20 protein-coding genes are annotated in these 21,058 nt (G+C 67.9%); 13 read left to right on the forward strand and 7 right to left on the reverse strand.

Annotation, left to right across the window (positions count from 1 at the left end; all coding sequences use genetic code 11):
* The first annotated feature begins 11 nt into the window (after positions 1 to 11).
* The 3 genes from GFK26_RS20275 to pgeF are packed head-to-tail and all read left to right on the forward strand — an operon-like array spanning position 12 to position 2,369.
* Positions 12 to 926 (forward strand): tetratricopeptide repeat protein, encoded by a 915-nt coding sequence (locus GFK26_RS20275; RefSeq protein WP_153283557.1) that lies wholly within the window; start codon positions 12 to 14, stop codon positions 924 to 926.
* A 34-nt stretch (positions 927 to 960) separates the two neighbouring features.
* Positions 961 to 1,599 (forward strand): maleylacetoacetate isomerase, encoded by a 639-nt coding sequence (gene maiA, locus GFK26_RS20280; protein WP_153283558.1) that lies wholly within the window; start codon positions 961 to 963, stop codon positions 1,597 to 1,599.
* A gap of 14 nt (positions 1,600 to 1,613) precedes the next feature.
* The gene (gene pgeF, locus GFK26_RS20285) at positions 1,614 to 2,369 is read left to right on the forward strand and encodes a peptidoglycan editing factor PgeF (RefSeq protein WP_153283559.1); all 756 of its coding nucleotides are present in this window, start codon (positions 1,614 to 1,616) and stop codon (positions 2,367 to 2,369) included.
* Here the strand turns inward: pgeF and GFK26_RS20290 are convergent.
* Positions 2,301 to 2,621 (reverse strand): hypothetical protein, encoded by a 321-nt coding sequence (locus GFK26_RS20290; protein WP_153283560.1) that lies wholly within the window; start codon positions 2,619 to 2,621, stop codon positions 2,301 to 2,303. The two genes, pgeF and GFK26_RS20290, sit on opposite strands and share 69 nt — an antisense overlap.
* 126 nt (positions 2,622 to 2,747) lie before the next feature.
* Between GFK26_RS20290 and phaC the strand changes: the two genes are divergently transcribed.
* On the forward strand, positions 2,748 to 4,520 hold the full coding sequence (phaC, locus tag GFK26_RS20295; RefSeq protein ID WP_153283561.1) for a class I poly(R)-hydroxyalkanoic acid synthase: 1,773 nt from the start codon (positions 2,748 to 2,750) through the stop codon (positions 4,518 to 4,520).
* Positions 4,521 to 4,581: 61 nt separating this feature from the next.
* A complete protein-coding gene (locus GFK26_RS20300; protein WP_153283562.1) occupies positions 4,582 to 5,760 on the forward strand; it encodes an acetyl-CoA C-acetyltransferase in 1,179 nt (392 codons plus the stop codon).
* Between the two features lie 108 nt (positions 5,761 to 5,868).
* On the opposite strand, the gene GFK26_RS20305 is transcribed toward GFK26_RS20300, so the two are convergent.
* The gene (locus GFK26_RS20305) at positions 5,869 to 6,054 is read right to left on the reverse strand and encodes a hypothetical protein (RefSeq protein ID WP_153283563.1); all 186 of its coding nucleotides are present in this window, start codon (positions 6,052 to 6,054) and stop codon (positions 5,869 to 5,871) included.
* Between the two features lie 485 nt (positions 6,055 to 6,539).
* Positions 6,540 to 7,496 carry a LysR substrate-binding domain-containing protein gene (locus GFK26_RS20310; protein WP_153283564.1) on the reverse strand — a complete coding sequence of 319 codons (957 nt, stop codon included), beginning with the start codon at positions 7,494 to 7,496 and terminating at the stop codon, positions 6,540 to 6,542.
* 149 nt (positions 7,497 to 7,645) lie between these two features.
* Between GFK26_RS20310 and GFK26_RS20315 the strand changes: the two genes are divergently transcribed.
* From GFK26_RS20315 to GFK26_RS20335, 5 genes are read left to right on the forward strand one after another with little or no spacing between them, the layout of a single operon-like run.
* Positions 7,646 to 8,629 (forward strand): Bug family tripartite tricarboxylate transporter substrate binding protein, encoded by a 984-nt coding sequence (locus tag GFK26_RS20315; RefSeq protein WP_153283565.1) that lies wholly within the window; start codon positions 7,646 to 7,648, stop codon positions 8,627 to 8,629.
* A gap of 35 nt (positions 8,630 to 8,664) precedes the next feature.
* The gene (locus GFK26_RS20320) at positions 8,665 to 9,555 is read left to right on the forward strand and encodes an FAS1-like dehydratase domain-containing protein (protein WP_153283566.1); all 891 of its coding nucleotides are present in this window, start codon (positions 8,665 to 8,667) and stop codon (positions 9,553 to 9,555) included.
* Between the two features lie 21 nt (positions 9,556 to 9,576).
* Positions 9,577 to 10,758, forward strand: a complete 1,182-nt coding sequence (locus GFK26_RS20325; protein WP_099790353.1) for a CaiB/BaiF CoA transferase family protein — start codon at positions 9,577 to 9,579, stop codon at positions 10,756 to 10,758.
* Positions 10,755 to 11,645 (forward strand): HpcH/HpaI aldolase/citrate lyase family protein, encoded by an 891-nt coding sequence (locus GFK26_RS20330; protein ID WP_153283567.1) that lies wholly within the window; start codon positions 10,755 to 10,757, stop codon positions 11,643 to 11,645. Before GFK26_RS20325 ends, GFK26_RS20330 begins: the two co-directional genes overlap by 4 nt.
* Positions 11,646 to 11,675: 30 nt before the next feature.
* Positions 11,676 to 12,680: a tripartite tricarboxylate transporter substrate binding protein BugD gene (locus GFK26_RS20335; protein ID WP_153283568.1), complete on the forward strand. Its 1,005-nt coding sequence runs from the start codon at positions 11,676 to 11,678 to the stop codon at positions 12,678 to 12,680.
* 39 nt (positions 12,681 to 12,719) lie between these two features.
* Here GFK26_RS20335 and GFK26_RS20340 read toward each other — a convergent pair whose 3' ends face one another.
* From GFK26_RS20340 to GFK26_RS20350, 3 genes are all read right to left on the reverse strand, one after another.
* Positions 12,720 to 13,142 (reverse strand): GNAT family N-acetyltransferase, encoded by a 423-nt coding sequence (locus GFK26_RS20340; RefSeq protein WP_153283569.1) that lies wholly within the window; start codon positions 13,140 to 13,142, stop codon positions 12,720 to 12,722.
* Positions 13,139 to 13,663 carry a CinA family protein gene (locus tag GFK26_RS20345; RefSeq protein ID WP_153283570.1) on the reverse strand — a complete coding sequence of 175 codons (525 nt, stop codon included), beginning with the start codon at positions 13,661 to 13,663 and terminating at the stop codon, positions 13,139 to 13,141. The genes GFK26_RS20340 and GFK26_RS20345 overlap by 4 nt, the downstream gene beginning before the upstream one ends.
* Before the next feature lie 72 nt (positions 13,664 to 13,735).
* Positions 13,736 to 14,386: a DJ-1/PfpI family protein gene (locus GFK26_RS20350; RefSeq protein ID WP_153283571.1), complete on the reverse strand. Its 651-nt coding sequence runs from the start codon at positions 14,384 to 14,386 to the stop codon at positions 13,736 to 13,738.
* Positions 14,387 to 14,602: 216 nt separating this feature from the next.
* On the opposite strand from GFK26_RS20350, the gene phbB reads away from it, so the two are divergent.
* Together phbB and GFK26_RS20360 are read left to right on the forward strand one after the other, a co-directional pair.
* Positions 14,603 to 15,340, forward strand: coding sequence for an acetoacetyl-CoA reductase (gene phbB / locus GFK26_RS20355; protein ID WP_042579370.1), 738 nt, complete (start codon positions 14,603 to 14,605; stop codon positions 15,338 to 15,340).
* 147 nt (positions 15,341 to 15,487) lie between these two features.
* Complete coding sequence (locus GFK26_RS20360) at positions 15,488 to 16,831, forward strand: dicarboxylate/amino acid:cation symporter (RefSeq protein ID WP_153283572.1); 1,344 nt, start codon at positions 15,488 to 15,490, stop codon at positions 16,829 to 16,831.
* Positions 16,832 to 16,901: 70 nt separating this feature from the next.
* On the opposite strand, the gene katG is transcribed toward GFK26_RS20360, so the two are convergent.
* Positions 16,902 to 19,163 carry a catalase/peroxidase HPI gene (katG, locus tag GFK26_RS20365; protein WP_153283573.1) on the reverse strand — a complete coding sequence of 754 codons (2,262 nt, stop codon included), beginning with the start codon at positions 19,161 to 19,163 and terminating at the stop codon, positions 16,902 to 16,904.
* Positions 19,164 to 19,347: 184 nt separating this feature from the next.
* Here katG and ybaL point away from each other — a divergent pair, with 184 nt between their 5' ends.
* Positions 19,348 to 21,051, forward strand: coding sequence for a YbaL family putative K(+) efflux transporter (gene ybaL / locus GFK26_RS20370; protein WP_153283574.1), 1,704 nt, complete (start codon positions 19,348 to 19,350; stop codon positions 21,049 to 21,051).
* Positions 21,052 to 21,058: the final 7 nt, after the last annotated feature.

Here is a 21,058-nt window from a genome sequence, read left to right on the forward strand (position 1 = left end):
CTCGCTTCACCATGCCCATCCGACTCGGCAAAGCCGGCAAGGCCACCGCCTTCAACGAACTCGGTCGCGAACGCGACGATGCCGGCGACGCCGAAGGCGCCCTGGCCGCCTACGCGCAGGCCAGCGCCATCCATCCGTACTGGTCGGCGCCCTGGTACAACGCCGGGCTCATCCACAAGTACCGCGGCGAATGGGCCGCCTCGCTGCAGGCCAACGAGCGCGCCGTGCAGTGCGAGCCGCGCCACGAAGGCGCGCTCTGGAACCTCGGCATCGCGGCCACCGCGCTGGGCGACTGGCCCACGGCGCGGCGCGCATGGCGGCAGTACGGCATCGGCATTCCTGAAGGCGAAGGACCGGTCGACTATTTCGTCGGCCTGACACCGATCCGCGTGCACGGCGACGAGGGCACCGAGGTGGTGTGGGCCGACCGCATCGACCCGGCGCGCGCCATCCTGCGCAACGTGCCCACGCCCGCCTGCGGCCACCGCTACGGCGACCTGGTGCTGCACGACGGCGCGCCCAACGGCTACCGGCTGCGCGGCGAACGCGAGGTGCCGGTGTTCGATGCGCTCGAGCTGATTGCGCCGTCGGCGCACGCGACCTACGAGGTCTCGGTGGAAGGCGTGAGCTCGGAAGACATCGAGGCGCTGGTGCAGCGCTTCAAGGCCGCCGATGGCTTCGCCGAGAACTGGACCGACAGCATGGAGATGCTCTGCCGCGCCTGCTCCGAAGGCCGCCCCTTCGGCGAGGGCCGGCACAACCACGGCGCCGACGAGGCGCCCGGCACGCTCGGGCCGTGGCGCCTGGGCATCGCCTCGCGCGAAGAAGCCGCGGCGCGCGAGCTGCTCGACACGTGGCAACAAGAAAACCCCGACGCCCGGCTGCACGATTTCCGCTGCGTGCTCCCGGCCACACCCCGCTCCTGAAGGTGAAGTTCAAGGGCGCTATCCTCGAGAAATCATGAAGCTGCATAACTACTTTCGCTCCTCCGCCTCGTTCCGCGTGCGCATCGCGCTTCAGCTGAAGGGCCTCGATTACGACTACGTGCCCGTGCACATCGCGCGCGGCGACCACCGCACCGGTCCGTTCTCGGCGATCTCGGCCGACATGCTCGTGCCGCTGCTCGAAGACGAAGGCGAGCGCTTCTCGCAGTCGATGGCCATCATCGAATACCTCGACGAAGTGCATCCCGAGCCGGCGCTGCTGCCGACCGACCCGGTGGGCCGTGCGCACGTGCGTGCGCTGGCGCAGTCGATTGCCTGCGAGATCCATCCGCTGAACAACCTGCGCGTGCTCAAGTACCTCGTGAAGGAACTGAAGGTCGACGACGAAGCCAAGAACACCTGGTACCGCCACTGGGTGCGCGAAGGCCTGCTGTCCTTCGAGCGCCAGCTCGCGCAGCACCCGGGCGGCACCTACTGCTGGGGCGACACGCCGACCATCGCCGACTGCTGTCTCGTGCCGCAGATCTTCAACGGCCGCCGTTTCGACTGCGACTTCAGCGGCCTGCCGCGCACCATGGCCGCCTTCGACGCCTGCATGAAGCTCGACGCCTTCCAGCGCGCGCAGCCTTCGCAGTCGCCCGACGCCGAGCCCTGAGCAGGCACGTCGCGATGAATCCGCAATGGCTGGTGCCCGAGTGGCCAGCGCCATCGAACGTGCGCGCGCTGTGCACCACGCGCGACGGCGGGGTGTCGGCCGGGCGCTATGACAGCTTGAACCTTGGCGATCACGTGGCCGACGATGCCGCGCACGTCGCCGAAAACCGCCGCCGGCTGCAGCAGGCAATCGGCACGCAGCCGGTGTTCCTGCAGCAGGTGCATGGCACGGGGCTGGTGTCGCTCGACGATGCGGTGCAAGACGGCACCGTCGCCGATGCCTGCACCGCCACGACCACCGCGCGCGCCTGCACGGTCATGGTGGCCGACTGCCTGCCCGTGCTCTTCACCGACGCACGCGGCCGTCGCGTGGCCGCTGCGCATGCGGGCTGGCGCGGGCTGGCCGGCGGTGTGCTCGAACAGACCGTGCGCGCCTTCGCACAAGACGACGATGGCGCACCGCGCCTCATGGCCTGGCTCGGCCCCTGCATCGGCCCGAAGGCCTTCGAGGTCGGGGCCGAGGTCAAGGCCGCCTTCGAGGCGCAGTCGCCCGAAGCGGCGTCGTGCTTCACGCCCGCTGCGGCCGATGGCAAGTGGCTGGCCGACCTGCCTGCGCTCGCGCGGCAGCGGCTGCGTGCGGCGGGTGTCGAGTCGCTCCATGGCAACGACAGCGGCGATGCGTGGTGCACCGTCGCGCAGCCGTCACGGTTCTTTTCGCACCGGCGCGACGGCGTCAGCGGGCGTTTCGCTGCGCTGGTCTGGAAGGTCTGAACCTGCAGCTTCCGCGGCGGCGCGGCGCGCGGCTTCCTGGGCCTGAGCCTGGGCCTGTGCTTCGCGTTCCTTGATCGCCCGCCGGCGCGCCGGCGTGGCCATCAGGTAGATCACCAGCGCCACCGGCGCCAGGCCGTACAGAAGGAAGGTGACGAGGGCGCCCAGCACCGTGCCCGTGGTGTTGGTGGCCTCGGCCACCGCCATCATCACGGCCACATAGAGCCAGCCGATCACGATCAAATGGATGAACACAGGCAGAGACGTTTCGTTTCAATGGATTAGTGAAAGCGCGGCGTTGTGAGTGCCTTGCGAATGCAGCATACTCAAAACACGCAAGCCATCCGTTCGTATCGACCCAGGCCACGGCCAGGAGACATGATGAAGCAAGAAGACACGGGGGCCGATGCGTTCGCGCCCCTTCAAAAAGCCCTCACGCAGGGCTGGACCCAGGCCATGGAGGCTTTCCAGAAAGCTGGGGGCCCAGGAGGCACCGCCGCTTTCGACATCGGCGGCACGCCGCTATGGCAATTGCCTCAGATGCCACAGTTCCCGGGTGCGGCCGGCATGCCCGAACTGCCCAAGTTCTCCATCGATCCCGAGCAGCTCCAGTCGATCCAGCAGCAGTACCTGAGCGACGCCACCGACCTCTGGCGCCGCGGCTTCGGTGCCCGCCCCGAGGGCGACAAGCGCTTTGCCGCCGAAGCCTGGGGCAGCAACCCGATGGCGGCTTTCTCGGCCGCCGTGTACCTGCTCAACGGGCGCACCATGATGCGCATGGCCGAGGCCATCGATGCCGACGACAAGACCAAGGCGCGCCTGCGCTTCGCGGTCGAGCAATGGATGGCGGCGGCATCGCCCAGCAACTCGCTCGCCTTCAACGCCGAGGCGCAGAAGAAAGCCATCGACACGCAGGGCGAGAGCATCGCCAAGGGCATCCAGAACCTGCTGCACGACATGAAGCAGGGCCATGTGAGCATGACCGACGAAAGCGCCTTTGAAGTGGGGCGCAACGTCGCCACCACCGAAGGCGCCGTGGTGTTCGAGAACGAATATTTCCAGCTGCTCGAATACAAGCCGCTCACCGCCAAGGTGTACGAGCGGCCGTTCCTGCTGGTGCCGCCGTGCATCAACAAGTTCTACATCCTCGACCTGCAGCCCGACAACTCGCTCATTCGTTATGCGAACACGCAAGGCCACCGCGTGTTCGTGGTGAGCTGGCGCAACCCCGACGAGTCGATGGCCCAGGCCACCTGGGACGACTACATCGAGAACGCCGCCATCAAGGCCATCCATACCGTGCAGGAGATCAGCGGCAGCAAGCAGATCAACACGCTGGGCTTCTGCGTGGGCGGCACCATCCTGAGCACCGCGCTGGCCGTGCTCGCGGCGCGCGGCGAGAAGCCGGCCGCATCGGTCACGCTGCTGACCACCTTTCTCGATTTCAGCGACACCGGCATCCTCGACATCTTCGTGGACGAGCCCATGGTGGCGTACCGCGAAATGCAGCTGGGCAAGGGCGGCCTGCTGCCCGGCGGCGACCTCGCCTCGACCTTCAGCTTCCTGCGCCCGAACGACCTGGTGTGGAACTACGTGGTCGGCAACTACCTCAAGGGTGAGACCCCGCCGGCCTTCGACCTGCTGTACTGGAACAGCGACGCGACCAACCTGCCGGGCCCGTTCTACGCCTGGTACCTGCGCAACACGTACCACGAGAACAAGCTGGCCAAGCCCGGCGCGCTCACCGTGTGCGGTGAGAAGGTCGACCTCGGCAAGATCGACATTCCGGCCTACCTCTACGGCTCGCGCGAAGACCACATCGTGCCCATTGGCGGCGCCTACGCGTCCACGCAGTTGCTCACGGGCAAGAAGCGCTTCGTGATGGGCGCCTCGGGCCACATCGCCGGCGTGATCAACCCGCCCGCCAAGAACAAGCGCAGCCACTGGCTGCGCGAGGACGGCAAGTTTCCCAAGACCCAGCCCGAATGGCTGGCCGGCGCGCAGGAGCAGCCGGGCAGCTGGTGGACCGACTGGGCACAATGGCTCAAGGGCCACGCGGGCAAGCAGATCCCCGCGCCCAAGGGCTACGGCAACGGCAAGGCCTACAAGGCCATCGAACCGGCGCCGGGACGCTACGTGAAGGCCAAGGCCTGAACGGGCGCCAGCTCCCGCACAACAGCAACCGATTTCAAATCACCTCAACGGAGAGAACCTCATGGAAGACATCGTCATCGTTTCGGCTGCGCGCACGGCGGTCGGCAAATTCGGCGGCTCGCTCGCCGGCATTCCCGCCACCGAGCTGGGCGCCCTCGTGATCAAGGAAGTGATCGCGCGCGCCAACCTCACGGCCGACCAGGTGGGCGAGGCCATCATGGGCCAGGTGCTCGCGGCCGGCGCCGGCCAGAACCCCGCGCGCCAGGCATGGCTCAAGGGCGGCGGCACCAAGGAAACGCCGGCGCTCACCATCAACGCCGTGTGCGGCTCGGGCCTGAAGGCCGTGATGCTGGCGGCGCAGGCCGTGGCCACCGGCGACTCCGAAATCGTCATTGCCGGCGGCCAGGAAAACATGAGCATGGCGCCGCACGTGCTGCCCAACTCGCGCAACGGCCAGCGCATGGGCGACTGGAAGCTGGTCGACACCATGATCGTCGACGGCCTGTGGGACGTGTACAACCAGTACCACATGGGCATCACGGCCGAGAACGTGGCCAAGCAGTACAACATCGACCGCGCCTCGCAGGACGAGCTGGCCCTGGCCAGCCAGACCAAGGCCGCCGCCGCGCAGGACGCCGGCAAGTTCAAGGACGAAATCGTCGGTGTGAGCATTCCGCAGAAGAAGGGCGACCCGATCGTCTTCAACCAGGACGAGTTCATCAACCGCAAGACCAGCGCTGAAGTGCTGGCCGGCCTGCGCCCCGCCTTCGACAAGGCCGGCGGCGTGACCGCGGGCAATGCCTCGGGCCTGAACGATGGCGCCGCCGCCGTGATGGTCATGACGGCCAAGAAGGCCGCCGCCCTGGGCCTGAAGCCGCTGGGCCGCATCGCCAGCTACGCCACCGCCGGCCTCGACCCGACCATCATGGGCATGGGCCCCGTGCCCGCGTCGACCAAGGCGCTGCAGCGCGCCGGCTGGAAGGCCGCCGACCTCGACCTGCTGGAGATCAACGAAGCCTTCGCTGCGCAAGCCTGCGCCGTGAACCGCGAAATGGGCTGGGACGTGAACAAGGTGAACGTGAACGGCGGCGCCATCGCCATCGGCCACCCCATCGGCGCGTCGGGCTGCCGCATCCTGGTGACGCTGCTGCACGAAATGCAGCGCCAGAACGCCAAGAAGGGCATCGCCTCGCTGTGCATCGGCGGCGGCATGGGCGTGGCGCTGACGATCGAGCGCTGAGACTGATCACCGGGTGAACCGGTACAGGGAGGGGAGGCAGGGGCTCGACACGGGCTGCTGCCTCCTCTCCCTTTTTTGTGTCCGCTGTGCGCGGGTCTCGCTTGCCGATTACTTCGACCGGTCCGAATCCACGAGGTCCCAGGCCAGCCCTGCGAGCCAGCCGATGCCCACCAGCCACGCGCCGACGTGCACGGTGTCGATGTCGACGGGAGCCAGCCAATGCACCAGCAACGCGATCAGCAGCCCGGCGATGGCGCCGAGGCAGGACCAGGGGGAGCTGAGGGCTTCGAGCATGTCAGGGCGACTGTAGCGGCCGTCTTTCGCGCCCGCGCCGGTCGATTTGGGCGCACTGAGAACCTTTGGATTCAATCAAGCGGCAGGCGCCCGAGCGGCGGTTCCATTTGTTCACCGCTCAAAAATTGAGCAATGTGTCGAATCCCTTTGTAAAACAACAACTTGCATTCGTTTTACAAAGCTCCACCCCAGTTACCCCCAAAGTTGCCCACAGAAAGTGGGGATTGAAGCGGACTTCTGCACAACCGGCGGCAAGTCGTTGGTTTCAAAGGGCGGCCTAGCACAGGCAACCCCCTGTTTTTTCGCTTGACTTTCTTGTTTTGCAGCCATTTTGGGACCTCCTGGCCGCCAGAGTTGTGCACTGCAAAATTTTTAAGCAGACTAACTATTCCCCTTATAAAACAACAGCTTGCGATGGCTTTACAACGCGACCCCTGACTTACCCCCAAAGTTGTGCACAGAAAATGGGGAAGACATCGGGTTTCTCACAAGCCACCTGCAAGTGCCTGTTTTTGGCCGGAAATCGGGCCGTCAGGCGGTTCGGCCTGCGCGTCGGAATAGTGTCGGCACAGCGTCTCGACCAGCGCCTGCGCGTACACGGGCAGGGCGGCGCGATCGCGCACGAGCAGGTAGCGCTCGCGCACGCACCACGGGTCGCTGAGTTCGACCAGCGCGAGCTGCATGCTCTCCTGGTTGCGCCGCGCGGCCGACTCCGGCACCACGCCGATGCCCACGCCGCTGCCGATCATCCGGCACATGGCGTCGAAGCTGCCGAGCTGGATGCGCAGCTTCTGGCGCTTGCCCAGGTTGTCGGTGATCTGCCCCAGGAAGGCCTGCAGCGTGCTGCCTTGCTGCATGCCGATGGCGTCTTCGTCGAGCGTCTCGGCGAACGAGATGCGGCGGCGCCGCGCAAAGCGGTGCTGGCGCGAGGTGACGAGCACCAGCCGGTCGGTGCTGAAGTGGATGGTGTCCAGGCCCAGCGTGTCCATCTGGCCGGCGACGATGCCGATGTCGGCGCGTCCGTCGCGCACGCCGCGCGGGATCTGAGCATTCGGTTTTTCCTGAAGGTCGACGTTGATGCGCGGGTTGGCGGCCAGGAAGCCGGGCAGGATCTCTGGCAGGAAATCGGTCACCGCCGTGGTGTTGGCGAACACGCGCAGGTGGCCGCGCAGCCCGCCGCCGTACTCGAGCAGATCGGCACGCAGCTGGTCGGCCTGGTGCAGCACCAGCCGGGCATGGTGCAAAAAGGCTTCGCCCGGCGGCAGCAGTCGCACGCCGCGGGCCTCGCGCTGCAGCAGCTGCAGGCCGGCCTGGGTCTCGAGCGCCTTGATGCGCGCGCTGGCCGCGGCCAGCGACAGGTGCTGGCGCTCGGCCGCCCGCGTGAGGTTGCCGAGCTCGGCCGTGGCCACGAACAGGCGCAGGTCGGTGAGGTCGAAGAGCATGGGGCGATGGTAGCCAAGCCTTCGGAAATCCAGAAGCCTGGGTTCCGAAATCGCAGATTGCGCAGGCGGGGCCGGCAGCAGACCATGCAGCCATGGAGACACAACACAAGCAACCAACCAGCGGATTAAGAGTCCGCTGTTCTATCCCGATGAGATTCCGCGCCCGCGCGTTGCTCGCCTTCGGACTCACCGCCGCCACGTGGCTGACCGCCGGCCCGGCCACCGCCCAGACCTATCCCTCGCGCCCCATCACCCTCGTCGTGCCGCAGGCCGCGGGCGGCACCAACGACATCGTCGGCCGCCTCGTGGGCCAGAAGCTCGGCGAGGTGCTGAACAACGCCAGCGTGGTGGTCGACAACCGCCCCGGCGCGGGCGGCAACATCGGCACGCAGCTGGTCGCCAAGGGCCCGAAGGACGGCTACACGCTGCTCATGACGATCAGCAGCAGCCAGGCCATCAACCCCGCGCTCTACAAGAACCCGGGCTTCGACCCCGAGAAAGACTTCAAGCCCGTCGGCCTGATTGGCGCGGTGCCCAACGTGCTGCTGGTGAACCCGTCGTTCCCCGCGAAGAACTTCGCCGAATTCCTGAAGCTGGCGCGCGAGAAGGGCGCCAACTACCAGTACGCCTCGGCCGGCAACGGCACGCTCAACCACCTGCTGGGCGAAATGCTCAACAGCATGGGCGGCATCTCGCTGCAGCACGTGCCGTACAAGGGCGTGGCGCCTGCGATCAACGACGTGCTCGGCGGGCAGTTGCCCATCGTGTTCGCGAGCCTGCCTTCGGCGCTGGCGCACATCAAGGCCGGCAAGCTGCGCGCGCTGGCCGTGAGCGGTGAAAAACGCTCGGCCGTGCTGCCCGACGTGCCCGCCATCGCCGAGCAGGTGCCGGGCTACAACGGCACGCTGTGGATCGGCCTGTTCGCGCCTGCGGGCGTGCCGGCGGACGTGCTCGCCACCCTGCAGGACGCGACGCGCAAGGCGCTCGCGGCCAAGGACCTGCGCGACAAGCTCGACCAGCAAGGCGTCGAGATCGCGGCGCCCACCTCGCCCGAGCAGTTCTCGGCGTTGCTGCGCACCGACCTCGCCAAGTGGGCGCGCATCGTCAAGGCCTCGGGCGCTGCGGTCGACTGACCCGGCCACTCATTTCTCTTCTTGCCACTCACGCCATGACTTCTCCACTCATTGACGCCGAAGCCCTCGCGCGGCTGCAGGCCTGGCAGGGCCGCAGCGAAACGCTGCGCGACGACCTCACCGCCGCGCCCGTGCGCGCGCTCTCCGCCACGCTCGACCGCGACGACCCGCTGCCCGAGGCGGGCACGCGCCTGCCCGCGCTGTGGCACTGGCTCTACTTCCTGCCGCACCACCGCCAGTCGGAGATCGGCGAAGACGGCCATGCCAGGCGCGGCGGCTTCCTGCCGCCCGTGCCGCTGCCGCGCCGCATGTGGGCCGGTGGCCGGCTGACGTGGGAGCCGGGCAATCCGCTGCAGGTGGGCGATGCGATCGAGCGCACGTCGACCATCGCCTCGGTCACGCACAAGGCGGGCCGCACGGGCGAGCTGGTGTTCGTGCTGGTGCGCCACGAGGTGCGCAACGCGCGCGGGCTCGCGCTGACTGAAGAGCACGACATCGTCTACCGCGCCGCCGCCGCGCCCGGCGAAGCCACGCCGCCGCCCACGCCCGCACCGAAGGACGCCACCTTCAGCCGCGACCTCGTGCCTGACGACGTGCTGCTGTTTCGCTACTCGGCGCTGACCTTCAACGGCCACCGCATCCATTACGACCGCCGCTACGTGACGCAGGTCGAGGGCTACCCGGGCCTCATCGTGCACGGGCCGCTGATCGCGACGCTGCTGGTCGACCTGTTGCGCCGCAACGCGCCGGCCGATGCGCAGCTGGCGCGCTTCGAGTTCCGCGCCGTGCGCCCGACCTTCGACATCGCGCCGTTCCGCGTGCACGGCAAGCCCGCCGAAGGCAGCACCGACGGCAAGACCTTCAGCCTGTGGGGCGAAGACGCCGACGGCTGGCTCACGATGCAGGCGACGGCCGTGCTCGCCTGACGCAAGGAAAGAAAGACGCCCATGACAAGACCCCTGGACGGCATCACCGTCATCTCGCTCGAACACGCCATCGCGGCGCCGTTCTGCACCCGCCAGCTCGCCGACCTCGGCGCGCGCGTCATCAAGGTCGAGCGCCCCGGCGGCGGCGACTTTGCGCGCGCCTACGACGAGCGCGTGAACGGCGAGGCCTCGCACTTCGTGTGGGTCAACCGCTCGAAGGAAAGCCTCACGCTCGACCTCAAGCAGCCCGCCGCGCTTGCCGTGCTGCAGGAGCTGGTGGCCGGCGCCGACGTGCTGGTGCAGAACCTCGCGCCCGGCGCCGCCGCGCGCATGGGCTTGGGCGCGCAGGTGCTGCAGGAGAAGCACCCCGCGCTCATCGTCTGCGACATCTCGGGCTACGGCGAAGACGGCCCGTACCGCGACAAGAAGGCCTACGACCTGCTGATCCAGAGCGAGGCCGGTTTCCTGTCGGTGACGGGCACGCCCGACGACCCGTGCAAGTCGGGCAACTCCATCGCCGACATCGCGGCAGGCATGTACGCCTACACCGGCATCCTTGCGGCGCTGATGCAGCGCGGCAAGACGGGCAAGGGCTCGCACATCGACGTGTCGATGCTCGAATCGCTCGCCGAGTGGATGGGCTACCCGATGTACTACGCCTACGACGGCGCACCGCCGCCGCCGCGCAGCGCCGCCTCGCACGCGACCATCTATCCCTACGGCCCGTTCCCCGCAGGCGACGGCGGCACCGTGATGCTGGGCCTGCAGAACGAGCGCGAGTGGCGCGCCTTCTGCGACAAGGTGCTGCTGCGCCCCGAGCTTGCGACCGATCCGCGCTTCGACAGCAACGCGCGGCGCAACGAACACCGCGAGGCGCTGCGCACGCTCATCGTTGACACCTTTGGCGCGCTCAGCGCGGCGCAGGTGCTTGAACGGCTCGACACGGCGCAGATCGCCAATGCGCGCATGAACGACATGGCCGGGCTGTGGGCGCACCCGCAGCTGCAGGCGCGCGAGCGCTGGCGCCAGGTGGGTTCGCCGGCCGGCGACATCCCGGCGCTGCTGCCCGCCGGTCGTCAGAGCGCGTTCGACTACCGCATGGACCCGGTGCCGGCGGTCGGCCAGCACACGGACGCCATCTTGCGCAGCCTGGGCCGTGGCGACGACGCGATCGCGACGCTGCGCGCTGCCGGGGCGGTATGAGCGAGCCGGCCCATCCAGCGCTCGCTTTGGCGCGCGCCTTTCTCTTCGTGCCGGCCGACCGGCCCGAGCGTCATGCGCGCGCCTTGTCGACGGGCGCGAGCGCCGTGATCATCGACCTCGAAGACGCCGTGGCGCCCGCGCGCAAGGCCGAGGCGCGCGACGCGCTCGGTGCCTCGCTCGCCGCGCTGCCTGCCGACCGGCGAGGGCGGTTGCTCGTGCGCGTGAACGCCAGCGGCACGCCGTGGCATGGCGACGACTGCGCGCGCGCAGCGGGCTGGATCGCCGACGGACACATCGCCGGCATCGTGCTGCCCAAGGCCGAGCACGCCGACGAACTGCATCGGCTCGCCGCCACCGTCGGGCCGAAGGCCGTGCTGGTGCCACTCATCGAATCGGCCGCGGGGCTCACCGCAGTCGATGCCATCGCGGGCGCGCCGCAGGTGCTGCGGCTGGCCTTCGGCCACCTCGATTTCCAGGCCGACCTTGGCATGGCCTGCGACGCCGACGAGGTCGAGCTGACAGCCGTGCGCCTCGCGCTCGTGCTGGCGTCGCGCCGCGCCGGGCTGGCCACGCCCATCGACGGCGTCACGCCCGACTGGCGCGATGCGCAGCGCCTTGCCGCCGACACCGCGCGCGCCCGGCGCGGCGGCTTCGGCGCCAAGCTCTGCATCCATCCCGAGCAGGTCGCGCCCGTGCAGGCCGCACTCGGGCCCACGGCCGACGAGGTGGCCTGGGCGCACCGCGTGACCGAGGCCGTGCGCGCGGCCGGCGGCGGCGTCGTGAGCCTCGACGGCCGCATGGTCGACGGGCCCGTGGTGCGGTTGGCCGAGCGCTGGCTCGCGCTGGCGGCACCGCAAGGCCCGGGCGATTCATCGCCGGCCCACTGATTCATCGACAAGCCAAAAGGAGACAAAGAAGTGAACGCAACGAAGACCTGGAAACTGAAAGCCCTCATCGCGGCCTCGGCGGGCGCCTGCCTGCTCGCCGCCGCATCGCCCGCCGCCGCGCAGGCCGCGTGGCCCGACAAGCCCGTCGTGATGGTCGTGCCGTACTCGGCCGGCGGCCCCACCGACGTGGTCGCGCGCATGCTCGCCGTGCCCATGGGCAAGTCGCTCGGCCAGACCGTGGTGGTCGAGAACACCGTGGGCGCGGGCGGCACCATCGCGCCGACCCGCGTGGCCAAGGCCGCGCCCAACGGCTACACCATCCTCATTCACCACATGGGCATGGCCACCGCGCCCGCGCTCTACAAGAAGCTCAACTACGACCCGCTCAAAGACTTCGAGTACATCGGCCAGGTCATGGACGTGCCGATGACCCTGCTGTCGCGCAAGGACTTTCCGGCCAACAACTTCAAGGAGCTGCTGGCCTACGTGAAGACGAACAAGGACAAGGTCTCGCTCGCCAACGCGGGCATCGGTGCGGTGTCGCAGCTGTGCGGCATGCTCTTCGCGCACCAGATCGGCGTGCAGCTCACGACCGTGCCCTACAAGGGCGCAGGCCCCGCACTCAACGACCTCATGGGCGGGCAGGTCGACCTGCTGTGCGACCAGACCACGCAGACCGCGCCCGTCATCAAGGACGGCCAGCGCGTGAAGGTGTTCGGCGTGACCACGCCCAAGCGCCTGTCGAGCATGCCCGACATTCCCACGCTCGACGAGCAGGGCCTCAAGGGCTTCGATGTGAAGGTGTGGCACGGCGTGTACGCGCCCAAGGGCACGCCGCCGGCTGTGATCGACAAGCTCAATGTGGCCCTGCGCGCCGCGCTGCAGGACGACAACGTGAAGAAGCGCTTCGCCGAGTTGAGCACCGAGGCCGTGCCGATGGACAAGGTCACGCCCGAGGCGCTGCGCAGCCACCTGGCGGCGGAGATCGAGAAGTGGGGGAAGGTGATCCGGGCTGCGGGGGTGCAGGCGGATTGAAGATCGCAGTTTGAGTTGCGGGGCAGTGATGCCCCGGGCTCACAGCTTTTTCTTCATGTAGGCAAGGTAGTTGCCGCGCGCGTAGTTGTCGATGCGGGCGAACTCTTCATAGCCCTGCTTCAGGTAGAAGCCTCGCGCCTGCCACTCGAAGGTTTCGAGCGCGGCATTCCCGGCACCCAGCGCCTTGCCGCGCGCTTCCGCCTCCGCGAGCAGGCGGCGGCCCAGGCCGGTGTCCCGGGCTTCCTCTTCGACGAACAGCACGTCGATGCGCAGCCATTCGAGGAACACGAAGCCGCGCAGGCCACCCATCAGGCGGCCCTGTGCATCCTTGGCGTTCAGCCACACGGGTTGGCTCTCGGGGTACTCGCCGACGAAACCGTAGTTGAACTCGCGCAACCGGCGGCCCAGGACGCCGGAGCGGACCTCTTCTTCGGAGGCGGCCGATATCACCGTCTCGGTCATGCGTCACCGGCCGTCTGCAATGTCTCCTCGAACAGCTTCAGCAACAGCCGCGCGAACACATCCATGTTCCACGGCCGGTCGGTCGCGCCGGTTTCGATCGTGCGGCTGACCACGAGGCCGTCCGCGCCGGTCACGGCGATGCAGACATGCCCGGGCGCGTCGCCGTACGGGCTGCCCGACGGCCCCGCCGCACCGCTTTCGCAGAGGCCCCACTTCGATCGATGCGCATCACGGATGCGGCCCGACATGAAGCGCGCATAGGGCTCGGTCTCGCCGCGCATGTCGCCCATGTCTTCGGGCGTGAGACCGAGCAGGGCCTTTCCGGCGCGGCGCGAATAGATGACCGCGCCGCCCAGGAAGTACGCCGAGGCGCCCGGCGCCGCGAGCAGGGCGGCCGAGACCAGGCCGCCGGCCGACGATTCGGCGACCGCCACCGTCTGGCGCCGCTCGCGCAGCGTCGCCCCCACGCGGGCGGCGAGCACGGCAAGCGGTTCGAGGTCGGTGAGGTCGGGCGTGGACATGGAGGTCGAAAGAAGTAAGAAAGAAGAAGTGACCGACCGTTCGATCGATCCAACAAACGAAAGAAAGAACGATCAGGCGGTTGTGCCCGCACGCGACCCGGGCCGCCGCACATACGACGGCGCGCGCTCGTGGCTCGAGGTATGGCCGTACACCGTGTCGGCCGGGTAGTACTCGGCCTGCAGCTGCACCTTGGCCGCCGCTTCCTCACCCGCGGCATGCGCGATGAAGGCCAGCATCAAATCGGTACCGGCCGAGACGCCGGCCGAGGTCCACACATGGCCATCCTGCACGAAGCGTTGCTCGACCACCTTCACGTCGCCGAGCGCGCGCAGGCGGTCGAGCGATCCCCAGTGCGTGGTGGCGGTGCGGCCCGAGAGCAGGCCGGCCGCATGCAGCACGAAGGCGCCGGTGCACACGGACATCAGCGCCTTGCAGCCGGGCGCCTGCGCGGCCACGAACTGCACCATCGCGGGGTTGTCGACCTCGCGCCGCGTGCCCATGCCGCCGGGCACGAGCAGGAAGTCGAGCGGCGGGCAGTCGGCAAACGACACATGCGGGTTGATCGACAGCCCCTTGGCGCAGACGACCGGGCCGTGCGTTTGCGCCACCACCAAGCAGTTGGCAGGGCCGCCAGCGAGCTTGCTCCACATGGTGAGCATTTCCCAGGGACCGATGAAATCGAGCTCCTCGACCTCGGGGAAGACGATGATTCCGAAATTCATGCGTGCGAACTCCTGGGTGGCTGGATGGGAGGGGGGCCGGCAGGGGCCGTGTCACGGTCGCGCAGCCGCAAGCATATAGAGTGCCGCCGAGGCGATGTCCGTGACAGCTGGTTGCAAGCTTGGCTCAGTGTTCTCCCTCAGGGTTGTGTGGCCTGAAAATGGCTAGAGTGAAGGCGGCCGTTCAGGCTTTTTGCTAGCTTCAATCAAGGAAATCTCATGAGCAAGAAAGTTGCATATGTCACCGGAGGCATGGGTGGCATCGGAACAGCCATCTGCCAGCGTCTGCACAAGGACGGGTTCACCGTGGTCGCAGGTTGCGGCCCCACGCGCGACCATGCCAAATGGCTGGCCGAACAGAAAGCCGAGGGCTTCGAGTTCCATGCGTCGGTCGGCAATGTCGGCGACTGGCAATCCACCGTCGAGGCTTTTTCCGCCGCCAAGGCGGCCCACGGGCCGATTGACGTGCTCGTCAACAACGCCGGCATCACGCGGGACCGCATGTTCCTCAAGATGACGCCGGAAGACTGGAGCGCGGTCATCGAGACCAACCTCAACAGCATGTTCAACGTCACCAAGCAGGTGGTGGGCGACATGGTCGAAAAGGGCTGGGGCCGCATCATCAACATCAGCTCGGTGAATGGCGCCAAGGGCCAGGCGGGCCAGACCAACTACTCGGCCGCCAAGGCCGGCATGCACGGCTTCACGATGGCGCTGGCGCAGGAGCTGGCCAACAAGGGCGTCACCGTGAACACCGTGAGCCCGGGCTACATCGGCACCGACATGGTGAAAGCCATCCGCCAGGAAGTGCTCGACAAGATCGTGGCCACCATTCCGGTCAAGCGCCTGGGCGAGCCGAGCGAAATCGCTTCCATCATCTCGTGGCTCGCCACCGATGAGGGCGGCTACAGCACCGGCGCCGACTTCTCGGTCAACGGCGGCCTCCACATGCACTGAGCATGCGCACCGCACCCTGAAAACAAAACCCGCTTCGGCGGGTTTTTTCATTTGGGCCCTGCCCGAAACCACCTCGATCCACGAAAGCACCCCGCAACACGAACCCTTTCTTCTGCGTTTTCCCCTTCATCTTTTCAGGAGGCAGTCATGGCACATACAACAAGCACAGTACCCAGGAAGCTCCCCCTTTACCGTTCCCTTTACGTGCAGGTGATCACCGCGGTGGTCATCGGCGTGCTCCTCGGGTATTTCTACCCCTCGCTCGGCGAGTCGATGAAACCCTTGGGCGACGGGTTCATCAAGCTCATCAAGATGATCATTGCGCCGATCATCTTCTGCACGGTGGTGGTCGGCATTGCCGGCATGGAAGACATGAAGAAGGTCGGCAAGACCGGCGGCCTGGCGCTCCTGTACTTCGAGGTCGTGAGCAGCATCGCGCTGGTGGTCGGCCTCGTGCTGGTGAACGTGCTCAAGCCGGGCGCGGGCATGAACATCGATGCGTCCACGCTCGACACCAAGGCCATCGCGGCCTATACCGGCCCCGGCAAGATGACGGGCACGGTCGACTTTCTGCTCAACGTGATTCCCAGCACGATCGTCGATGCCTTCGCCAAGGGCGAGATCCTGCAGGTGCTGCTGATCGCGGTGCTGTTCGGCTTTGCGCTGCACCGTTTCGGCGGGCGCGGCACGCTGGTGTTCGACGTGATCGAGAAGGGCTCGCACGTGCTGTTCGTGATCGTCAACTACATCATGAAGCTCGCGCCCATCGGCGCCTTCGGTGCCATGGCGTTCACCATCGGCAAGTACGGGCTGGGCAGCCTGCTGTCGCTGGGCAAGCTCATGGGCACTTTCTACCTGACCTGCCTGCTGTTCATCTTCGTGGTGCTGGGGCTCATTGCGCGCTTTCACGGCTTCAGCATCTGGAAGTTCATCAAGTACATCAAGGAAGAGCTGCTGATCGTGCTGGGCACCTCGTCCAGCGAGTCGGTGCTGCCGCGCATGATGGAGAAGATGGAAAACCTGGGCGCGCACAAGACCTGCGTCGGACTGGTGATTCCCACGGGCTACTCGTTCAACCTCGACGGCACCTCGATCTACCTGACGATGGCGGCGGTGTTCATTGCGCAGGCCACCAACACGCCGATGACGCTCACGCAGGAGATCACGCTGCTGGCCGTGCTGCTGCTCACGTCGAAGGGCGCGGCCGGGGTCACGGGCAGCGGCTTCATCGTGCTGGCGGCCACGCTGTCGGCGGTGGGGCATGTGCCGGTGGCGGGGCTGGCGCTCATCCTGGGCATCGACCGTTTCATGTCCGAGGCGCGTGCGTTGACCAACCTCATCGGCAACGGCGTGGCGACCATCGTGGTCGCGAAGTGGACGAACGAGCTCGACACCGAGCGGCTGCAGGCCGGGCTCAACAACGAGAGCTGGGTCGAGTCGCAGGAGCCCGAGGAACTGATGAATGCGCGCGAGTCGAAGATGGCGCAGTAAGTGAAACGGCGGTCGGAGGCAAAGCCCCCGACCGCCGTGAATGCGCCCGAGGGCGCCCGTCTTGATGGCCTCAGGCCAGGTCGAACCGGTCCAGGTTCATCACCTTGGTCCAGGCGGCCACGAAGTCATCGACGAACTTCTGCTGGCTGTCGGAAGCGCCGTAGACCTCGGCGATGGCGCGCAGCTGCGCGTTGGAGCCGAACACGAGGTCGACGCGCGTGCCGGTCCATTGGAGTTCGCCGGTCTTGCGGTCGCGGCCTTCGTACGCCTCCTTGGCGTCCGACACCGCCTTCCACTCCGTGCCCATGTCGAGCAGGTTGACGAAGTAGTCGTTGCTCAGCGTGCCGGGCGTCTTCGTGAAGACGCCGTGGCGGGTCTGGCCGACGTTGGTGTCGAGCACGCGCAGGCCGCCGACCAGCACGGTCATCTCGGGCGCGGTGAGCGTGAGCAACTGCGCCTTGTCGATCAGCAGCGCTTCGCCGGGCACGCTGTAGCGGCCCTTCAGGTAGTTGCGGAAGCCATCGGCCGCGGGCTCCAGCGGTTCGAACGACGACACGTCGGTCTGCGCCTGCGAGGCATCGGCGCGGCCCGGCGAGAAGGGCACCTTCACCTCACGGCCGCCGTTGCGCGCGGCCTGTTCGACGCCCGCACCGCCGGCCAGCACGATCAGGTCGGCCAGCGAGATCTGCTTGCCGCCGGCCTGCGCCGCATTGAACTCGCCGCGGATGCCTTCGAGCACCGTCAGCACCTTGGCGAGTTGCTCGGGCTGGTTGACGGCCCAGTCCTTCTGGGGCGCCAGCCGCACGCGGGCGCCGTTGGCACCGCCGCGCATGTCGGAGCCGCGGAAGGTGGAGGCCGAGGCCCAGGCCGTCGACACCAGCTGCGCAGGCGTGAGGCCCGAGGCCAGCACTTTCTTCGTCAGCGCGGCGACGTCTGCGGCATCGACCAGCGGATGGTCGACGGCCGGAATCGGGTCTTGCCAGACGAGTTCTTCGGCCGGCACCTCGGGACCGAGGTAGCGGGCGCGCGGGCCCATGTCGCGGTGCGTGAGCTTGAACCAGGCGCGCGCGAAGGCGTCGGCGAACTGGTCGGGGTTGGCGAGGAAGCGGCGCGAGATCTTTTCGTAGGCCGGGTCCAGGCGCAGCGACAGGTCGGTGGTGAGCATGGTCGGTGCGTGGCGCTTGGTGGCGTCGTGCGCGTCGGGAATGGTGCCGGCACCGGCGCCGCCCTTGGCCACCCACTGGTGCGCGCCGGCGGGGCTCTTGGTCAGCTCCCATTCAAAGCCGAACAGGTTCTCGAAGAAGTTGTTGCTCCACTTCGTGGGCGTGGTGGTCCAGGTCACTTCGAGGCCACTGGTGATGGTGTCGCCGCCCTTGCCGGTGCCGAAGCTGTTCTTCCAGCCGAAGCCCTGGTCTTCGAGACCGGCCGCTTCGGCCTCGGGCCCGACGTGCGAGGCCGGGGCTGCGCCGTGGGTCTTGCCGAAGGTGTGGCCGCCGGCGATGAGCGCCACGGTTTCTTCGTCGTCCATGGCCATGCGGGCGAAGGTGTCGCGGATGTCGCGCGCCGCGGCGATCGGGTCGGGGTTGCCGTCCGGACCTTCGGGGTTCACGTAGATCAGGCCCATCTGCACGGCGGCCAGCGGGTTCTCGAGGTCGCGGGTGTGCGGCACCTTGCTGTCGTCGTCCTTGACGAGCACGCCGCGGTCTTTCTCGACGCCGGGCGAGCCTTGCGAATAGCGCACGTCGCCGCCGAGCCAGGTCTTCTCGCGGCCCCAGTACACGTCCTGGTCGGGCTCCCACACGTCGGCGCGGCCGCCGGCAAAGCCGAAGGTCTTGAAGCCCATGGTTTCGAGCGCGACGTTGCCGGTGAGGATCAGCAGGTCGGCCCACGAGATCTTCTGGCCGTATTTCTGCTTGATCGGCCAGAGCAGGCGGCGCGCCTTGTCCAGGCTCACGTTGTCGGGCCAGCTGTTGAGCGGCGCGAAGCGCTGCTGGCCGCGGCCGGCGCCGCCGCGGCCGTCGCCGATGCGGTAGGTGCCGGCGCTGTGCCAGGCCATGCGCACGAAGAGTGGGCCGTAGTGGCCGAAGTCGGCCGGCCACCAGTCTTGCGAATCGGTCATGAGCGCGGCGAGGTCTTGTTTCACCGCGGCGAGGTCCAGGCTCTGGAAGGCCTTGGCGTAATCGAAGCCGGTGCCCAGCGGATCGGATTTGGCGGAGTGCTGGTGCAGCAGGTCGAGGCGCAGCTGCTCGGGCCACCAGTCGCGGCTCGTGGTGCCGGCGCCGGTGGCCTGGCTGAACGGGCACTTCGCTTCGGTCTTCTTCTCGTTGCTCATGGGGGAGGCTCCTGTGTGAGGGTGTGACGGGGACCGCTCAAATTCTCAGTGAGAAAGATGTCGGCGCACATAGAACTGCTAAATGCTTGCGATAGGCGGTGCGAGCGGCAAAAGGGTGTAGGCGCGGGCCGCGCGAAAGCCTGCGGGCTTCAAAGGTTGGGGGTCGTTCCTGCAAAATGGACCGATGCCCCACAGCGTCTCCCTCATCAACACGATTGCCGCCGGCCTGGGGTTGGCGCTGGTGTTCGGCTTTCTCGCGGCGCGGCTGCGGCTGCCGGCGCTGGTGGGCTACCTGCTGGCGGGCGTGATCATTGGCCCGTTCACGCCGGGCTTCGTGGCCGACGCGGGCATTGCCGCGCAGCTGGCCGAGATCGGCGTGATGCTGCTGATGTTCGGCGTGGGCCTTCATTTCTCGCTGGCCGACCTGCTCGCGGTGCGCAAGATCGCGCTGCCCGGCGCCATCGCGCAGATCGTCGTCGCCACGCTGCTCGGCGGCGGCTTGGCCGTGTGGTGGGGCTGGAGCTGGGGCGCGGCGCTGGTGTTCGGGCTGGCGCTGTCGGTGGCGAGCACGGTGGTGCTGCTGCGCGCGCTGGAAAGCCTGGGCATCCTCGATTCGTTCACGGGCCGCATCGCCGTCGGCTGGCTGGTGGTCGAAGACCTCGCGATGGTGCTGGTGCTCGTGCTGCTGCCGCCGCTGGCGGGCGCGCTCGGCGGCACCAGTGCCGACAGCAACGGCGCGCCGGTCTGGCAGACGCTGGGCCTCACGCTGCTGCAGGTCGGCGGCTTCGTGCTGCTGATGCTCGTGGTCGGGCGGCGCGTGTTCCCGTGGATCCTCTGGCAGGTCACGCGCACCGGCTCGCGCGAGCTGTTCACGCTGTGCGTGGTGGCGGCGGCTGTGAGCATCGCGTTTGCCTCGGCGGCGCTGTTCGGCGTGTCGTTCGCGCTGGGCGCCTTCTTCGCCGGCATGGTGATGCGCGAGTCGCAGTTCAGCCACCGCGCGGCACAGGAATCGCTGCCGCTGCGCGACGCGTTCGCCGTGCTGTTCTTCGTGTCGGTCGGCATGCTGTTCGACCCGTCGGTGCTGGTGGACCGCCCGCTGCAGGTGCTGGCCGTGGTGCTCGTCATCGTGCTGGGCAAGTCGCTCGCGGCCTGTGCGCTGGTGCTGGTGTTCCGCTACCCGCTGGCCACGGCGCTCACGGTGAGTGCGAGCCTGGCGCAGATCGGCGAGTTCTCGTTCATCCTCGCGGGGCTGGGCGTGATGCTCGGCCTGCTGCCGGTGGAAGGGCAGAGCCTGGTGCTGGCCGGCGCGCTGATCTCCATTGCCACCAACCCGCTGTGGTTCAGCCTCATCGCGCCGCTGCAGAAATGGCTGCACGCGCATTCGAAGTTCGCGCGCGAGCTCGACATGCGCAGCGACCCGCTCGCGGAGCTGCCGATGACCACCGAGGCCAGGTACCTGTCGCGCCAGGTCGTGCTGGTCGGCTACGGCCGCGTGGGCCGGCGCATCGCCGCCGAGCTCGAGACGAACGACATTCCCTACGTGGTGGCCGAGCAGAACCGCGAACTGGTCGAGAAGCTGCGCGAGGCCGGCATTCCGGCCGTGTGGGGCGACGCCGCCGACCCGGCGGTGCTGATCCAGGCGCATGTGGCGCGCGCCCGCGTGCTCGTGGTCGCCACGCCCGACGCCATGAACGTGCGCCAGATGATCGAAACCGCCCGCACGCTGAACCCCACCATCCAGACCGTGGTGCGCAGCCACAACGAGCAGGAAGCGCGCTTGCTGGCCGACGAAACCGACGCGAAGGTGTTCCTCGGCGAACAGGAACTCGCCCAGGCCATGGCCCGTGATGTGGTGCAGCGCGCCGCGGCGATGGCGGTGCCGGCCTGAGGGCCGG

Source organism: Variovorax paradoxus, from assembly GCF_009498455.1.
Lineage (GTDB): Bacteria > Pseudomonadota > Gammaproteobacteria > Burkholderiales > Burkholderiaceae_C > Variovorax > Variovorax paradoxus_H.

What these genes read in the sequence shown, in the direction of transcription:
- GFK26_RS20275 (WP_153283557.1), top strand. Translation starts at nt 12, where the DNA reads ATGCCCATCCGACTCGGCAAAGCCGGCAAGGCCACCGCCTTCAACGAA.
- maiA (WP_153283558.1), top strand. Translation starts at nt 961, where the DNA reads ATGAAGCTGCATAACTACTTTCGCTCCTCCGCCTCGTTCCGCGTGCGC.
- pgeF (WP_153283559.1), top strand. Translation starts at nt 1,614, where the DNA reads ATGAATCCGCAATGGCTGGTGCCCGAGTGGCCAGCGCCATCGAACGTG.
- phaC (WP_153283561.1), top strand. Translation starts at nt 2,748, where the DNA reads ATGAAGCAAGAAGACACGGGGGCCGATGCGTTCGCGCCCCTTCAAAAA.
- GFK26_RS20300 (WP_153283562.1), top strand. Translation starts at nt 4,582, where the DNA reads ATGGAAGACATCGTCATCGTTTCGGCTGCGCGCACGGCGGTCGGCAAA.
- GFK26_RS20305 (WP_153283563.1), bottom strand. Translation starts at nt 6,054, where the DNA reads ATGCTCGAAGCCCTCAGCTCCCCCTGGTCCTGCCTCGGCGCCATCGCC.
- GFK26_RS20310 (WP_153283564.1), bottom strand. Translation starts at nt 7,496, where the DNA reads ATGCTCTTCGACCTCACCGACCTGCGCCTGTTCGTGGCCACGGCCGAG.
- GFK26_RS20315 (WP_153283565.1), top strand. Translation starts at nt 7,646, where the DNA reads ATGAGATTCCGCGCCCGCGCGTTGCTCGCCTTCGGACTCACCGCCGCC.
- GFK26_RS20320 (WP_153283566.1), top strand. Translation starts at nt 8,665, where the DNA reads ATGACTTCTCCACTCATTGACGCCGAAGCCCTCGCGCGGCTGCAGGCC.
- GFK26_RS20325 (WP_099790353.1), top strand. Translation starts at nt 9,577, where the DNA reads ATGACAAGACCCCTGGACGGCATCACCGTCATCTCGCTCGAACACGCC.
- GFK26_RS20330 (WP_153283567.1), top strand. Translation starts at nt 10,755, where the DNA reads ATGAGCGAGCCGGCCCATCCAGCGCTCGCTTTGGCGCGCGCCTTTCTC.
- GFK26_RS20340 (WP_153283569.1), bottom strand. Translation starts at nt 13,142, where the DNA reads ATGACCGAGACGGTGATATCGGCCGCCTCCGAAGAAGAGGTCCGCTCC.
- GFK26_RS20345 (WP_153283570.1), bottom strand. Translation starts at nt 13,663, where the DNA reads ATGTCCACGCCCGACCTCACCGACCTCGAACCGCTTGCCGTGCTCGCC.
- GFK26_RS20350 (WP_153283571.1), bottom strand. Translation starts at nt 14,386, where the DNA reads ATGAATTTCGGAATCATCGTCTTCCCCGAGGTCGAGGAGCTCGATTTC.
- phbB (WP_042579370.1), top strand. Translation starts at nt 14,603, where the DNA reads ATGAGCAAGAAAGTTGCATATGTCACCGGAGGCATGGGTGGCATCGGA.
- GFK26_RS20360 (WP_153283572.1), top strand. Translation starts at nt 15,488, where the DNA reads ATGGCACATACAACAAGCACAGTACCCAGGAAGCTCCCCCTTTACCGT.
- katG (WP_153283573.1), bottom strand. Translation starts at nt 19,163, where the DNA reads ATGAGCAACGAGAAGAAGACCGAAGCGAAGTGCCCGTTCAGCCAGGCC.
- ybaL (WP_153283574.1), top strand. Translation starts at nt 19,348, where the DNA reads ATGCCCCACAGCGTCTCCCTCATCAACACGATTGCCGCCGGCCTGGGG.